Genomic DNA, 16,073 nt, shown 5'->3' with positions numbered 1-16,073 from the left:
AAGTCGCACAGAATTATCTGTGTGCTACAATAGATTTAGTTTTAAAGGATTCCAACCATTTAATGGGTGGAAAGCGGGAGGAACAGTTAAAAATGAAACGCAGTTTATCAATGGAAGTAGTACGTGTTACAGAAGCAGCAGCAATTGCCTCAGCAAGATGGATGGGCCGAGGATTGAAAATGGAAGCAGATGACGCGGCAACAACAGCAATGCGTCAAGTATTTGACTCCATTCCTATGCAAGGAACAGTCGTAATCGGTGAAGGTGAAATGGACGAAGCACCAATGTTATATATTGGTGAACAATTAGGTCATGATGAAAATGGCCCTCATGTCGATATCGCCGTAGATCCTCTAGAAGGGACGAATATAGTAGCAGCTGGTAGCGGGAACGCACTAACTGTATTAGCAATCGCTGATCGCGGAAACTTACTTCACGCACCTGATATGTACATGGAAAAGATCGCAGTAGGTCCAGAAGCAGCAGGGAAGATTGATATTAATGCACCAGTAATTGATAACTTACGTGCAGTAGCTAAAGCGAAAAACAAAGATATTGAAGACGTAGTAGCGACTCTATTAAATCGTGATCGTCACCAACATATTGTTGATCAAATTCGTGAAGCTGGCGCCCGTATTAAATTTATTTCTGATGGTGATGTAGCAGCAGCAATTAACACAGCGTTTGATGAAACAGGTGTAGATATTCTATTTGGAATGGGTGGAGCTCCTGAAGGTGTAATTGCAGCAGTAGCATTAAAATGTCTTGGTGGAGAATTCCAAGGTAAATTAATTCCATCAAATGATGAAGAAATTGAACGTTGCAAAAAGATGGGTATCGAAGTTAACAAAGTATTATATATGGATGACCTTGTTAAAGGTGACGATGCAATCTTCGCCGCAACAGGTGTTACAGATGGAGAGTTACTAAAAGGTGTTCAATTTAAAGGTGGACACTGTACAACTGAATCGGTTGTTATGCGTGCTAAATCTGGTACTGTTCGTTTCATCGAAGGACGCCATAGCTTAACTAAAAAACCAAATCTATTTATGGAATATTAAACTTCAATATTAATTGCCCGGCAATTGCCGGGCTTCTTCTCAAAGTACATTTCATTCATTTACTCGCAATTCTCACACATCTATGTTGACCAAATTCATTTATACAAAAAAACTTATATAAGAGTGGTGCTATGTCTATGACAACAATGACAATTTCTCAGCTTGAAGATATGAAACTGAAAGATTTGTATGCGCTTGCGAGAGATTATAAAATTTCATACTATAGTAAGCTGACAAAAAAAGAATTAATTTTTGCTATTTTAAAATCAAGAGCAGAACAAGAAGGCTATTTTTTCATGGAAGGTGTCCTTGAGATTATTCAACAAGAGGGCTTTGGTTTCTTAAGACCGATAAATTATTCACCAAGCTCTGAAGATATTTATATATCGGCATCACAAATCCGTCGATTTAGTCTACGTAATGGTGATAAAGTAACGGGAAAAGTGCGCCCTCCAAAAGAAAATGAGCGCTATTATGGTTTATTACATGTAGAAGCAGTAAATGGGGAAGATCCTGAAACTGCAAAAGAACGTGTACACTTCCCGGCATTGACACCGCTATATCCGGATCGTCATATTAAACTTGAAACAACACCAACAAAATTATCTACACGTATTATGGATTTAGTGGCACCAGTAGGCTTTGGTCAACGTGGACTTATTGTGGCTCCTCCAAAAGCGGGTAAAACATTACTTTTAAAAGAAGTTGCAAATGCAATTACTGAGAAATATCCCGAATCTGAACTTATTGTCCTGTTAATAGATGAACGTCCTGAGGAAGTGACGGATATTGAACGCTCAGTAGCGGCAGACGTAGTTAGCTCAACGTTCGATGAATTGCCGGAAAATCACGTCAAAGTGGCAGAGTTAGTATTAGAACGTGCTATGCGATTAGTAGAGCATAAGCGTGATGTTATTATTTTAATGGACTCTATTACCCGACTTGCACGTGCATATAACCTTGTTATACCTCCAAGTGGACGAACTTTATCAGGTGGTATTGATCCGGCTGCATTCCACCGTCCTAAACGTTTCTTCGGTGCGGCGCGTAATATTGAAGAAGGCGGTAGTTTAACAATCTTGGCTACTGCTTTAATCGATACAGGCTCTCGTATGGATGAAGTAATTTATGAAGAATTCAAAGGGACAGGTAACTTAGAGCTTCATTTAGATCGTAGTCTAGCAGAACGTCGTATCTTCCCAGCTATCGATATTCGTCGTTCAGGAACTCGTAAGGAAGAACTACTAATTCCAAAAGAACAACTTGATAAACTGTGGGCGATTCGTAAAACATTCTCAGATTCATCCGATTTTGCGGAACGATTCCTTAAAAAATTACGTCAAACAAAAACGAATGATGAGTTTTTTGAACAGCTAAATTCAGATATGAAGGCTGCTCGAAATGGTAAAGGATTACTGTAAAAGTAAAATTATTTTCTACTATAATTTAAAAGTATATAATTTCTTTGCTTGCATCACTAAATAGTTTTTGTTATACTTCATACAGTATTGCAAGAAACGTGTTGCATATGCGGCAACTAATCTGGGTCGTGTAAGGCAACAGTTCGATAAACTCTGTTCCAGATGGTTCAGGGCGAAAGGAGATCATACACATGAAACAAGGTATTCATCCAGACCACAAAGAAGCAACAGTAAGCTGTTCTTGTGGTAACACTTTCAAAACTGGTTCAGTAAAAGAAAAAATCGTAGTAGAATTCTGCAACGAATGTCACCCATTCTATACTGGCCGTCAAAAATTCGCGTCTGCTGATGGACGTGTTGATCGTTTCAACAAAAAATACGGTATTAAATAATTTAACCCGTATACACAAAATACCTGCCCGGCAAGTAATTGCTAGGCAGGTATTTTTCTTGCGCCAAAATGCATTTTCGTGTAGTATAAATCTCGTTCGTTTAAAATAAAAAGCTATGTAAGAGGATTACATAACATAGTTTTTATATAAAAAAAAGAGAAGTATTCTTTCTGTTTTTTCGTTATGATGATGGATATAAGTTTTGAAAGGAGTCTAATTTATGTATGTAATGACTCAAAACGGTTGGATTGAAGTAATATGCGGAAGTATGTTTTCAGGGAAATCTGAAGAACTAATTCGCCGCGTTCGTAGATCTCAATTTGCGAAGCAGAAAATTGCAGTTTTTAAGCCTGAAATTGATAATCGTTATAGTGAAGAAGCAGTTGTAAGTCACAATGGCACTACTGTAATGGCAAGACCTATCAAATCACCTAAAGAAATATGGGATCATATTTCAGATGATTTCGATGTAATTGCAATTGATGAAGCACAATTTTTTGAAGATGATATTGTAGAAATTGTTCAGCAATTAGCTAATCATGGATTCCGTGTAATATTAGCGGGACTTGATCAGGATTTCAAAGGAGTTCCATTCGGTCCGATGCCGAAGTTAATGGCAATTGCAGAGCTAGTAACAAAATTACAGGCAGTATGTAGTGTATGCGGATCACCATCGAGTCGTACACAGCGCTTAATTAATGGGCAACCTGCAGGGATCGATGACCCGGTTATATTAGTAGGTGCATCTGAAGCATATGAACCCCGCTGTAGACATCACCATGAAGTGCCAGTAGGAAAATCAATTCATCAGTAAGAGCAGCTTGGAGGCTGCTCTTTTTTGTGGCTAAAATAGTAGTGGGTTTACATAAATAAACAATTTATCCTAAAATGGATATTAGTATATTAAGATATGCTAGTATTGAATATAGTAAATCTATTTTTAGAAGGGAGAACATATGCGGAAGACTATACTTTTATTATTTTCGTGTATTGCTTTAATTTTTGTTTTCTCAATAGCGCCAGTAACTGCAAAAACGGCAATAAAGAAATCAAGCAAAGGAATAATTGTTATCGACCCAGGCCATCAGCAGTATGCGAATATTGATGTAGAACCCATTGGCCCGGGCGCACTGAAAACGAAGTATAAAGTGACGGATGGGACGCACAGCCCTTATACAAACAAAAAAGAATCCATCCTTACATTGAAAGCATCTAAAATGCTCGGCAATACATTAAAGAAGCTTGGCTATAAAGTGATATATACACGTACAAAACAAAATGTGAATATAAGTAATCGTGAACGTGCTAATATCGCTAACAAAAGCAAGGCTGACGTATTTTTACGCATACATGCTGACGGGTCCATCAATGAAAAAGAGAAAGGTTTTTCAATTTTAACTACATCAGCTAAAAATCCATACATATCAAAGAATGTCTATAAAAAGAGTCTAGTAATTTCAAATGAAATTTTACAAAAGATAGAAAAGAATAAAAAGGTTGAAGATATAAAAGGTATTATTTATCGAGATGACTTATCAGGAGCAAATTGGTCGAAGGTACCTGGTACGTTGATAGAATTGGGTTATATGACGAATAAGGAAGAGGACAAAAAGTTGGCGGATTCAAGTTATTTAAAAAGCATCACAAATAGTATAGCTGACGGTATTGACCGATATATGAAGAAAAAATAATGTTCAATCTTCAAAAGAGTAGCGATAGCTGCTCTTTTTCATTATACTATTGAAGGAGCATATTTCGACAAATAGCTAATCACAAGCTGATTTAAATAAAATTTCCAAAAGAAAGGTCAAGGTGAAAGAAATGTTTGATCGCCTACAAGCCGTTGAAGATCGTTACGATCGATTAAATGAATTACTAAGCGACCCTGAGATTGTCAATGACTCAAAAAAATTAGCGAAGTTTTCAAAAGAACAGTCTGATATAAGTGAAACAGTAGAAGTTTATAGAGAATATAAAGAAGTGAAACAACAGTATCAAGAAGCAAAAGAGATGTTTGAGGATAAACTAGATCCTGAAATGCGTGAGTTAGTAAAAGAAGAAGTAAATGAACTAGAAGAACAAATTGCAAAATTAGAAGACCACCTACGTCTTCTATTAATTCCAAAAGACCCGAACGACAATAAAAACGTTATTATGGAAATCCGCGGTGCAGCCGGAGGGGATGAAGCTGCTCTATTCGCGAATACATTATTCCGTATGTATAGTCGTTATGCTGAAACACAAGGCTGGAAAATTGAAGTCATGAATGCTAACCCAACAGAACTTGGTGGCTATAAAGAAATCGTCTTCATGATTAACGGTCAAGGTGCATACTCAAAATTCAAATTTGAGAGTGGCGCACATCGTGTACAACGTGTACCAGAAACAGAATCACAAGGTCGCGTGCATACTTCAACATCAACAGTAGTTGTAATGCCTGAAGCTGAAGAAGTAGAATTAGACATAGCTGATAAAGATATACGGGTAGATATTTATCATGCAAGTGGTGCAGGCGGACAGCACGTCAACAAAACAGCATCTGCTGTTCGTATGACACATATTCCAACAGGCGTTGTTGTTGCGATGCAAGATGAACGTTCTCAATTAAAAAACCGTGATAAAGCGATGAAAGTATTACGTGCTCGTGTATACGATAAACTACAACAAGAAGCACAAGATGAATATAATGCAGAACGTAAATCTGCAGTTGGTACAGGGGACCGTTCAGAACGTATCCGTACTTATAACTTCCCACAAAATCGTGTAACAGATCACCGTATCGGCTTAACGATCCAAAAGCTTGATCAAATTATTGAAGGTAAGATAGATGAAATTTTTGATGCATTAATCTTAGAAGAGCAAGCAAATAAACTTGAAAGCCTAAATGATTAATATGACAAGACAAGTATATGAGGCCCTCAACCGGGCTTCTTCTTTTTTACAAGAAAACGGTCGAGAAGAAGGTGCAGCACGTTTACTTTTACAGCATGCATTAAATACGTCCTATACAGGGTTAATGATGATCATGCGAGATGAAATGACGGACGCGCAGTGGGAAAACTATTTTGACATGATAGAAGAACATAAGAGTGGTCGCCCCATTCAGTATATTACGGGCTCAGAAGAGTTTTACGGTCGTACATTTAAAGTAGATGAGTCAGTCCTAATTCCTCGTCCTGAAACAGAAGAATTAATAGTGGAAGCACTAAAACGCATCAAGAAACTATTTGCTGCTACAGCATCCATTCAAATAGCAGATATCGGAACGGGAAGCGGCGCGATTGCTATTACGATGAAAAAAGAATTGCCTCAAGCAACTGTAATCGCAACAGATATTTCTCCAGTAGCACTTACGACAGCGAAGAATAATGCTAAGCAATTAGATGCCGAAATAAACTTCAGAGAAGGAGATTTAACCGAACCCCTAGTGCATGAACAATGGGATGTTGTGTTATCTAACCCACCTTATATAGCATTTGATGAAGCAAAGGAAATGTCTGATATTGTTTTAGAACATGAACCACATAGTGCATTATTTGCAGAAGAAAGTGGACTAGCTTTATACCGAAAGCTCGCTGAAAATTTGCCGACTCTTATGAGAAAACCAAGCTTCATTGGTGTAGAGATTGGTTATAAACAAGGGGAGGCAGTAGCGAAATTTTTCAAAGAAAAATTTCCACAAGCTAAAGTAGAAGTAGTGAAAGATATTAATCAAAAAGATAGAATGATTTTTTGCGAGATTAGTGAATAAAACATCTGAACCCTGTCTATCCTTGTGACAGGGAGGGATTAAGATGATACCAGATTACAAGACTATTGAAATGCCTAAACAAGAAACAAAGACAAAGATGATTCCAGTGCTACAATTTATTGCAGCTCTGCTTTTTATACAAACCCTTTTATTCTTACTACCACAGTGGTTTACGGAAGATAATTCACCAATTGCAAATGCTGAGCAAATGCGATTCCGTATTGTTGCGAATAGCAACTCAACACAAGATCAACTTATAAAACACAATATGTTAAAAGAAATAGAGCCTATTATTAAACAGCTGGCTATCCAAACAAATGGAACAGGAATGGAACAGAATTTAGCAGTTGTAGAGCAAGAAATACAAGATAAGTTATCTGCAAAATTCAGTCAACAATCGGTTCAGGTTACTAGAAAACAAGAATTATTCCCAGCTAAACGCTATGAAGGATTTTTATATCCACAAAATTACTATGATGCACTTGTCGTGACGATTGGCAGTGGTAAGGGGGATAATTGGTGGTGCGCTTTATTTCCTAAAGTATGCTACCGCGAAGAAGAGCCGAAAGAACCGAAAGAGATGAAAAAAACGAAAGAACCGAAAGAAACGAAAGAACCAAAAGAAACAAAAGAAACGAAAGAACCAAAAGAAACAAATGAAACAAAAGAATCTGAAGAGGAAACACAGAAGTTTTTCGTATGGGAATGGTTAAAAGGTGTTTTCTCATAAAAAAGTTATGCACAATATTTGTAAAATTGTCCACAATATACACAATGTTATCAACAAATTGTGTATAACTTTCTGAAAACTCTTTTAAGAAGGGAGATACAGAGATGGAAACTAAACGTCTAAATGTGGATATGCATGTGGATAGTGAAAAAAGTTATGCACAAGCTGTTGATTTGTTAAATAATGGAGAGGTGGTCGCTTTCCCTACCGAAACCGTATATGGTTTAGGTGCAGTTGCTACGGATGAAGTGGCAGTGAAGAAAATTTTTGCAGCAAAAGGTCGGCCTTCCGATAATCCACTTATCGTTCATATTGGTACTTTCAAAGAAATAGAAAATTACGTTGATCATATTTCACCAAGAGCAAAACTTTGTATGGAAGCATTTTGGCCAGGACCTCTAACGATGATTTTCAAAGTGAAACCAAATGTCCTTGCAGCTAGCGTTACAGCAAACTTAGACACAGTGGGTATTCGTATGCCTGATCATGCAGTTGCCTTACATTTACTCCGACAATTAGGTAAGCCAGTAGCTGCACCTAGTGCGAATCGTAGTGGTAAGCCTAGTCCTACTGAAGGTATCCATGTTGAAGAAGATTTAAATGGGAGTATCCCTTTGATTTTGGACGGAGGCTCTACAGGTATTGGTGTTGAGTCAACCGTACTAGATCTAACATTGGACACGCCTGTTATTTTACGTCCAGGTGGTGTCACTAAAGAGATGCTAGAAACTGTCATTGGTCCTGTTTCTCAACCGTCACATACAGAACAAAATAGTGGTGAAGCGCCAAAAGCACCGGGTATGAAGTATACTCACTATGCCCCAAATGCTCCAGTCTATTTAATAGATAAAGAAGAAAAAACTATTGCTAAGGCTCTTGAGACTCTACATGATAGAGGGGTTAAAGTAGCGTTACTAGCACCAGAAAATTTAAGTCACCTTGCAGCCGATTGGTTTTTTACGTTTGGTCAAAAGGATACAAATGAAGAGATGGCTGTCAATCTATACCATGCTTTGCGATCATGCGATGCAACTAAAGCGGATCTTGTTCTTGCTACAACTACTTCAACGGAAGGTGTAGGTGCAGCAATTATGAATCGCCTCGAGAAGTCAGCAGGGGGCAAATGGTATTCAGCAGATATTCAGCTTTAACAAAAGTAGAATTTATCTGTGAAAGACATTAATTGTACTCGGCAAATAGGCTGTTCTTTCTATATAAAAGAGAGGACAGTTTTTTTAGTTCTTAGATGATAGAGCAAATTAAAATATAGGTAAGATTAGCTTATTGCATCATTATATTTAAAAGTGAAGAGACACAATTGAAACCTAGCATAAAGCCGGACACCCCTTGCATATCGTAAAGAGATATGCAAAAGCAAGGGGGGACAACGTGCAGGAAATAATAGCAGGCGTTATTACAGCATTAGATGTATTAGCCCTTTATCTCATTTTACCGAAAGTCCGTTTTCGATTTGCCCTTTCATGTTGGACAGCCGTACTCCATGTTCTTTTTCCTCTAATCGGTTTCTATGTAGGTGAATGGGCTGCTCAACATATAATGACGGTTGCAAAAATGCTCTCAGGTGCATTGCTCAGTATGATAGGTCTCCAACTCCTATTATCAGCTAAAGTTAGAGAAACTCCTAATTTATCACCGGTACTATTAGCAGTTACTGCCAGTCTTGATACCTTTTCAGTAAGCGTATCTTTTGGTATGCTTCAATTACATAAAGGTTTATTTATTATGAGTACAGGTATAACAACATTTATCTTTTCGTACGTTGCTTTATCTGTAAAAAGAAAAACACCAGTAAATTTAGGTATAATGTTTCAGGTTATGGCGGGAGTTGCATTACTTTTAATAGGGTTATTATCTATATTTTAATAATTATATGGAACATTATTACTACTATGATATATAATGAGGAATGAGGGTGCGTAATGAATATTTATTTTATATGTACTGGAAACACTTGTAGAAGTCCGATGGCAGAAGCTATTTTAAATGCAAAGAAATTAGACGGTTTGGAAGTTCGTTCAGCAGGTATCTTCGCCATGCCGGGTGGTGAAATTTCAGAGAATGCTAAAGTTGTGTTATCAGAGGCAAATATATTTACAGAACATGTTTCAAAACAAATTGAAGCAGAGGATTTACAGTGGGCCAACCTTATTTTGACTATGACATCAGCGCATAAAGAAATGGTTTTGCAGGCTTTCCCATCTATCTCTGATAAAACATTTACTTTGAAGGAATACATTGTGCCATATGGTTCGTATGATGTTTCAGATCCATTTGGGGGCGATGTCTTTTTGTATCGTCAAACATTCCAGGAATTAAATAAATTAATTGATGCACTCGAAACGAAATTATCGGAGGGCTAATGATGAATAAACGAAGTGTGAAACATTCTTTTGGATTGAGAAAGCAACTCGTATTATTTGTATCAATTTTAGCGATTATCACGTATTCAACTAGTTTCATTTTTATCGAATATATTCAACCACATTTTTTCCCTAATATTAAAAGATCGATATTCGAAATCATTACATATGCATTGGGTATCTTATGGTCTGGTATTTTGGCAGCTGCTTTTAGTTCATTTATTATAAAGCCATTGCAAAATCTAGAGGCTGCTACAAACCGTGCGGCAGAAGGTTACATAGGAGAAGATGTAAATTTACCAAGATCGAATGACGAAATAAGAGCACTGGCAGTAGCGTTTCAGTCTATGCTCGAAAATCTCCGTAAAATGGTAAATAGTATTGATCAAAATTTCCAATCGACAAATAAAACAGTTCTAGATTTATCAAAGGAAACTGAAAATGCAGCTAGTCAAGCAGAGGCAGTCGCCCTTACAATTGCACATATTTCTAAAGGTGCAGAGAGTTCCGCGGAATCTATTCAACAAACAGCAGAGGCACTTGAAGATGTTCGAGTTATAGCTAAGGAAGTTAACGGCCGTGCAGAATTATCATCAAAGCATTCAGAGCGTATGATGAATGAGTTAACATTTACTACGAAGAAAATTGAAGATCTTGTATCAGGTATAAAACAAATTGTGTCAGGCAACAAAGATGCGCTTGGGAATATCCATCAATTAGAAAGTAATGCTAAACAAGTAGAACGCATTATTCAATTGGTTGGAGATATTGCCGCACAAACGAATCTCTTAGCATTAAATGCTTCAATTGAAGCTGCACGTGCTGGAGAGCATGGCAAAGGCTTTGCGGTTGTTGCTGAAGAAGTGCGCCAATTAGCGGACCAAAGTGCAGAAGCTGTACAAGGTATTACGGGATTAATCCAAACGATGCAATCTGATGTACATAATGTTGTAGAACAAATGACGTCTCAAGTAGCTTTTGCAGTTAAAGAAGTAGAGAGAGTATCTGAAACAACAAACGCTGTAGAAGGCATGACATCAATCGTCCATGAAATGGCAGATTCCGTTGTTGAAATTTCTCGATTCGTGGAAAAACAAATGCATAATATTGAAACGACTGCTCGTCAATCTCAAGAAGTAGCAGCTATAGCGCAAGAAACTTCAGCGGGTGCACAAGAAGTTCGAAGTGTAACAGAGGAGCAAGCTAGGTCAATCGAGGAAATTGATCAACTATCGAAGCATTTGAAAATGCAGTCAGAAGAGCTGTATAAAATGATACTGCAATTTGACCGCTCCTAACTATTGGTTTGTACATAACGACTATCACAAAAGCTATGAACGAAGCTATTGTGATAGTTTTTTAATTATTGAAAGATGTATATTTTAGTTTGCAATAACACTTACTATCTTAAAGCTCAAAAGTAACTAGCTCTAACTTGCAGATTTTGTAGAACGAAAGGAATAACAAAGAGGAAATCATTAAAATCCGAATTTGAATCATGATTATACTGTTTTATATTCGTTAATTAGTCGATAAATACTTTGTAAAGCACTTTGAAAAGGAATAATATTCGTATTTCTATTAAATTCTTTTATTTAAATACTGTGAAAAATATGTCTTTCTAAAGCTAGAAGTGGTAAACTATTGTTGAATAAAATTATCGAAAAGAGGGAACCCATTGAAAATTGCGATTTCATCAGACCATGGTGGCAACAATTTACGAAAAGAGATTATGACACTGCTAGAAGAGCTAGGCATAAACTACGACGATTTTGGACCACAATCTTCTGATTCAGTTGATTATCCTGACTATGCACTACCAGTTGCTGAAGGTGTAGCAAGTGGAAAGTATGATCGAGGTATTTTAATATGTGGAACAGGCATAGGTATGTCTATCGCAGCTAACAAAGTGAAGGGTATTCGTTGTGCATTAGTTCATGATTTATTCAGTGCAAAAGCAACTAGATGCCATAACAATTCAAATGTGTTAGCAATGGGAGAACGTGTAATTGGCCCAGGACTTGCACTTGAAATAGTGCAAACTTGGATATCTACAGACTTTGAAGGCGGACGTCACGAACGTCGCGTTGAAAAAGTTGCTGAGATTGAAAACGATTAAGAAGGTTATAAATTATGAACTTACAACAAATAACAGATCAACTACAACAGCTTCTTACTGATTTAGAGCAACAAGCAACATTCCGTAAGGGGCAACTCTTTGTTGTTGGTTGTTCAACATCAGAAGTCAAAGGACAAAAAATTGGTACAGCCGGTGGTTTAGAAATTGCTGAAGCACTGTATAAACCATTACATGCATTTGCTGAAAATCACGGACTATCTTTAGTGTTTCAAGGTTGTGAGCATCTCAACCGTGCTTTAACTTTAGAACGTAAAGTTGGAGAAGACTACCGACTTGAGCCGGTTTCAGTTACTCCTGTCCAAACGGCAGGTGGATCTATGTCAACTTACGTATATAGTCAGCTTACAGATCCGGTTGTTGTGGAAGAGATACAAGCACATGCGGGTATAGATATCGGCCAAACATTAATTGGCATGCATTTAAAAAGAGTGGCAGTTCCTGTTCGCACTTCCGTATCCCATATAGGTGAGGCAGTTGTGACAGTTGCGATAACACGTCCCAAATTAATTGGTGGCGAAAGAGCAGTTTACAAAATGAATTAGATTATAGGGGGAAAAGTATAATGATAAAACTTGCAGCACTAGACACAGCGGTATTTGAAGCAATGGAAGCAGAAAAGGCACGTCAACAAGCCAACATCGAATTGATTGCATCAGAAAATATTGTTTCAGAAGCAGTAATGGAAGCACAAGGTTCAGTATTAACAAACAAATACGCTGAAGGCTATCCAGGTAAACGCTATTACGGTGGTTGTGAGCATGTGGATGTTGTAGAAAACATCGCTCGTGATCGTCTAAAAGAAATTTTCGGCGCAGAATATGCTAACGTACAACCACACTCAGGTGCTCAAGCTAACATGGCTGTATACTTCACAATCCTTGAGCAAGGCGACACTGTATTAGGTATGAACTTATCACACGGTGGTCACTTAACTCATGGTAGCCCTGTAAACTTCTCAGGCGTACAATACAATTTCGTAGAGTACGGTGTAACGGAAGATACAAATGTAATCGACTATGAAGACGTTCGTCAAAAGGCTCTTGAACATAAACCAAAATTAATCGTTGCAGGTGCATCTGCATACCCTCGTCAAATCGACTTTGCAAAATTCCGTGAAATCGCTGACGAAGTAGGTGCATACTTCATGGTAGACATGGCGCATATCGCAGGTTTAGTTGCTGCTGGGGAACACCAGAACCCAGTACCATATGCTGATTTCGTAACGTCTACAACACATAAAACTTTACGTGGGCCTCGTGGTGGACTTATTCTTTGTAAAGAAGAATTTGGCAAAAAAATCGATAAATCGATATTCCCTGGAATCCAAGGTGGTCCATTAATGCACGTAATCGCCGGTAAAGCGGTAGCATTCGGTGAAGCACAACAACCAGAATTCAAAGAATACATTGGACAAGTTGTGAAAAACGCAAAAGTGTTCGGTGAAGCACTTCAAGCTGAAGGCATTAAATTAGTATCAGGTGGAACAGATAACCACCTTCTATTATTAGATGTTCGTTCTATGGGGTTAACTGGTAAGGTTGCAGAAGCATTACTTGATGACGTACAAATTACAGCAAATAAAAACACAATTCCTTACGAAACTGAAAGCCCATTCGTAACTTCAGGCGTTCGTGTAGGTACAGCAGCAGTTACTTCTCGTGGCTTCAAAGAAGATGATATGAAAGAAGTTGCTTCAATCATTGCATCTGTTCTTAAAAACCCAGAGGATGTAGCGATTAAAGCAGAAGCACAAAAACGCGTAGCTGCATTAACTACTAAACACCCACTTTACGCATAATCTAATAGACTAATAAAAACAATAATCAAAGCTACTTTTGTTCATTCAAAAGTAGTTTTTTTAATGTTTAATTGTAAAAACAACAGAAATTACTTTATATAATTTGAAAAGATTTAAAATAGAATAGCAATTATTATTGAGCGAATCATCTGGTCTTGATATATTCTTTGATGATTTTAAAAATAACTTTTCAGCAATCATTACTTAAAGTGTTTACTCTTTACAAGAATAAAATAGATCGAAGCTGTACTCGCAATATTTATGTATCTAGTATCTTTACGATTGTCCTTACTTTTATTTAATTGGCTGATAACCTCCTCTAAATACCAGTTGCGAAGGAATTGGAATTTCCAAACAACTAGAGATTTTAAAGAATTTAGGTTGTGCAATTGGACAAGGTTACTATTTTAATAAGTAGTTAATACTAGAACATGTTAATGAATTATTCGACAAAATGTAACAAATGAAAAAAACGCAGAGTACACATATTAAAAATGTGTTTTTCTGTTATAATAGTCAAGATAAATAAAAGTAGGGAGAGGGATATATTGGGTAAAGTATACGTATTTGACCATCCATTAATTCAACATAAGCTAACATACATTCGCGACAAAGATACAGGAACGAAAGAATTCCGCGAGCTTGTCGATGAAGTAGCAACACTTATGGCATTTGAAATCACTCGTGATTTACCGTTAGAAGAAATTGAAATTGATACACCAGTAACAACAGCTAAAACAAAAGTACTATCAGGTAAAAAAATGGCTATTGTTCCAATTCTCCGTGCGGGTATCGGTATGGTAGATGGAGTATTAAAACTAATCCCTGCAGCAAAAGTAGGTCATATCGGATTATATCGTGATCCACAAACATTAAAACCAGTCGAGTATTACGCGAAACTACCTGCTGATGTAGAAGAGCGTGATTTCATCATCGTTGATCCAATGTTAGCGACTGGTGGTTCTGCAATTGAAGCGATTAACTCTTTGAAAAAGCGTGGCGCTAAAAGCATTAAATTCATGTGCTTAATCGCAGCTCCAGAAGGTGTACAAGCGATTCATGATGAACATCCAGAAATCGATATTTATATCGCAGCACTTGACGAAAAATTAAACGACCATGGATATATTATTCCTGGTTTAGGTGATGCTGGAGACCGTTTGTTCGGTACAAAATAATGTGAAGGTGGTGCAAGGTCATTGCGTAAAAAATGGAAAGTGATGACTATTTTTGGAACAAGACCGGAGGCAATTAAAATGGCTCCCCTCGTTTTAGAATTACAAAAGCATTCAGATCAAATCGAAACAATTGTAACAGTGACAGCCCAACATCGACAAATGCTCGACCAAGTGCTGGATACATTCAAAATTACGCCACATTATGATTTGAACATCATGAAGGATCGCCAAACACTTGTTGATGTCACAACTAGAGGGCTAGAAGGTTTAGACCAAGTAATGAAACAGGCTAAACCGGACATCGTGTTAGTTCATGGGGATACGACCACAACATTTATCGCAAGCCTAGCAGCCTTTTATAACCAAATTGCAATAGGTCACGTTGAAGCTGGACTCCGAACCGGTGACAAATACTCCCCATATCCAGAAGAGATGAATCGTCAACTTACAGGTATTATGGCAGATATTCATTTTGCGCCGACGGAGCAGTCTAAACAAAACCTATTAAAAGAAAATAAAGTAAATAGTACTATTATAGTTACAGGTAATACTGCAATTGATGCATTAAAAACAACTGTTAACATATCCTACAGTCATCCAGTGCTCGAACAAATTGGACAAGATCGTATGATTTTATTAACTGCACATCGCAGAGAAAATCTAGGCGAACCAATGCGCCATATGTTTAAAGCTATAAAAAGGTTGTTAGCAGAGCATAATGATATACAAGTTGTTTATCCTGTTCATATGAACCCAGCAGTACGTGAAATCGCCAATGAAATACTTGGAGACGAAGCGAAAGTTCACTTAATCGAACCACTTGAGGTTTTTGATTTTCACAACTTTGCTGCGAAATCATATATGATTTTAACAGATTCAGGTGGGGTACAAGAGGAAGCACCATCACTAGGGAAGCCGGTGCTTGTTCTTCGTAATACAACAGAACGTCCCGAAGGAATAGAGGCAGGTACATTAAAATTAGCAGGTACGGAAGAAGAAACTATTTATCGTTTAGCAAAAGAACTTTTAATAGAAGAAACTGCGTATAATGCTATGGCACAAGCTTCAAATCCATACGGTGACGGATTTGCTTCAAAAAGAATTGTCGAAGCTTTACTGGCTTATTTGGAACAGTGAGTTCAATAATCTATTGAATGAAAACTACCTTATATTATGTAGATTGCATTTTGTAAGGTAGTTCTATTTCTGTCTTTTAAAAGA

General features: G+C 37.4%; 17 protein-coding genes. All 17 read left to right on the top strand.

What is annotated here, in order from left to right:
- Positions 1-92: 92 nt before the first annotated feature.
- The 17 genes from glpX to wecB all read left to right on the top strand — a co-directional run bounded on the left by glpX (position 93) and on the right by wecB (position 15,989).
- Positions 93-1,061 carry a class II fructose-bisphosphatase gene (gene glpX / locus ACZLO7_RS20035; RefSeq protein WP_427731604.1) on the top strand — a complete coding sequence of 323 codons (969 nt, stop codon included), beginning with the start codon at positions 93-95 and terminating at the stop codon, positions 1,059-1,061.
- A 137-nt stretch (positions 1,062-1,198) separates the two neighbouring features.
- Entirely contained in the window at positions 1,199-2,482 is a 1,284-nt protein-coding gene (gene rho / locus ACZLO7_RS20030) for a transcription termination factor Rho (protein ID WP_464938068.1), read from the top strand.
- Positions 2,483-2,673: 191 nt separating this feature from the next.
- Positions 2,674-2,874, top strand: a complete 201-nt coding sequence (rpmE, locus tag ACZLO7_RS20025) for a 50S ribosomal protein L31 (RefSeq protein ID WP_464938012.1) — start codon at positions 2,674-2,676, stop codon at positions 2,872-2,874.
- A 220-nt stretch (positions 2,875-3,094) separates the two neighbouring features.
- Positions 3,095-3,688 (top strand): thymidine kinase, encoded by a 594-nt coding sequence (locus tag ACZLO7_RS20020; protein ID WP_464938013.1) that lies wholly within the window; start codon positions 3,095-3,097, stop codon positions 3,686-3,688.
- A 142-nt stretch (positions 3,689-3,830) separates the two neighbouring features.
- Positions 3,831-4,565 carry an N-acetylmuramoyl-L-alanine amidase family protein gene (locus ACZLO7_RS20015; RefSeq protein WP_464938014.1) on the top strand — a complete coding sequence of 245 codons (735 nt, stop codon included), beginning with the start codon at positions 3,831-3,833 and terminating at the stop codon, positions 4,563-4,565.
- A 130-nt stretch (positions 4,566-4,695) separates the two neighbouring features.
- Positions 4,696-5,766 carry a peptide chain release factor 1 gene (gene prfA / locus ACZLO7_RS20010; protein ID WP_464938015.1) on the top strand — a complete coding sequence of 357 codons (1,071 nt, stop codon included), beginning with the start codon at positions 4,696-4,698 and terminating at the stop codon, positions 5,764-5,766.
- Positions 5,759-6,625: a peptide chain release factor N(5)-glutamine methyltransferase gene (gene prmC, locus ACZLO7_RS20005; RefSeq protein WP_464938016.1), complete on the top strand. Its 867-nt coding sequence runs from the start codon at positions 5,759-5,761 to the stop codon at positions 6,623-6,625. Before prfA ends, prmC begins: the two co-directional genes overlap by 8 nt.
- 43 nt (positions 6,626-6,668) lie before the next feature.
- Complete coding sequence (locus ACZLO7_RS20000) at positions 6,669-7,355, top strand: stage II sporulation protein R (protein WP_464938017.1); 687 nt, start codon at positions 6,669-6,671, stop codon at positions 7,353-7,355.
- 104 nt (positions 7,356-7,459) lie between these two features.
- Complete coding sequence (locus ACZLO7_RS19995) at positions 7,460-8,506, top strand: L-threonylcarbamoyladenylate synthase (protein ID WP_464938018.1); 1,047 nt, start codon at positions 7,460-7,462, stop codon at positions 8,504-8,506.
- Positions 8,507-8,744: 238 nt separating this feature from the next.
- On the top strand, positions 8,745-9,239 hold the full coding sequence (locus tag ACZLO7_RS19990; RefSeq protein ID WP_464938019.1) for a manganese efflux pump MntP: 495 nt from the start codon (positions 8,745-8,747) through the stop codon (positions 9,237-9,239).
- Between the two features lie 56 nt (positions 9,240-9,295).
- Entirely contained in the window at positions 9,296-9,736 is a 441-nt protein-coding gene (locus tag ACZLO7_RS19985; protein ID WP_464938020.1) for a low molecular weight protein arginine phosphatase, read from the top strand.
- 2 nt (positions 9,737-9,738) lie between these two features.
- Entirely contained in the window at positions 9,739-11,034 is a 1,296-nt protein-coding gene (locus tag ACZLO7_RS19980; RefSeq protein WP_464938069.1) for a methyl-accepting chemotaxis protein, read from the top strand.
- Positions 11,035-11,414: 380 nt separating this feature from the next.
- The gene (gene rpiB / locus ACZLO7_RS19975) at positions 11,415-11,855 is read left to right on the top strand and encodes a ribose 5-phosphate isomerase B (protein ID WP_464938021.1); all 441 of its coding nucleotides are present in this window, start codon (positions 11,415-11,417) and stop codon (positions 11,853-11,855) included.
- Between the two features lie 14 nt (positions 11,856-11,869).
- The gene (locus tag ACZLO7_RS19970; protein ID WP_464938022.1) at positions 11,870-12,418 is read left to right on the top strand and encodes a TIGR01440 family protein; all 549 of its coding nucleotides are present in this window, start codon (positions 11,870-11,872) and stop codon (positions 12,416-12,418) included.
- 20 nt (positions 12,419-12,438) lie between these two features.
- Complete coding sequence (gene glyA, locus ACZLO7_RS19965; protein WP_427749411.1) at positions 12,439-13,674, top strand: serine hydroxymethyltransferase; 1,236 nt, start codon at positions 12,439-12,441, stop codon at positions 13,672-13,674.
- Positions 13,675-14,222: 548 nt separating this feature from the next.
- A complete protein-coding gene (gene upp, locus ACZLO7_RS19960; RefSeq protein WP_464938023.1) occupies positions 14,223-14,852 on the top strand; it encodes a uracil phosphoribosyltransferase in 630 nt (209 codons plus the stop codon).
- Positions 14,853-14,873: 21 nt separating this feature from the next.
- Positions 14,874-15,989: a non-hydrolyzing UDP-N-acetylglucosamine 2-epimerase gene (wecB, locus tag ACZLO7_RS19955; RefSeq protein ID WP_464938024.1), complete on the top strand. Its 1,116-nt coding sequence runs from the start codon at positions 14,874-14,876 to the stop codon at positions 15,987-15,989.
- Positions 15,990-16,073: the final 84 nt, after the last annotated feature.

This window comes from Viridibacillus sp. d25.2, assembly GCF_055456015.2.
The sequence above is the reverse complement of the archived record's forward strand: the minus strand, read 5'-3'. Positions and strand labels throughout refer to the sequence as shown.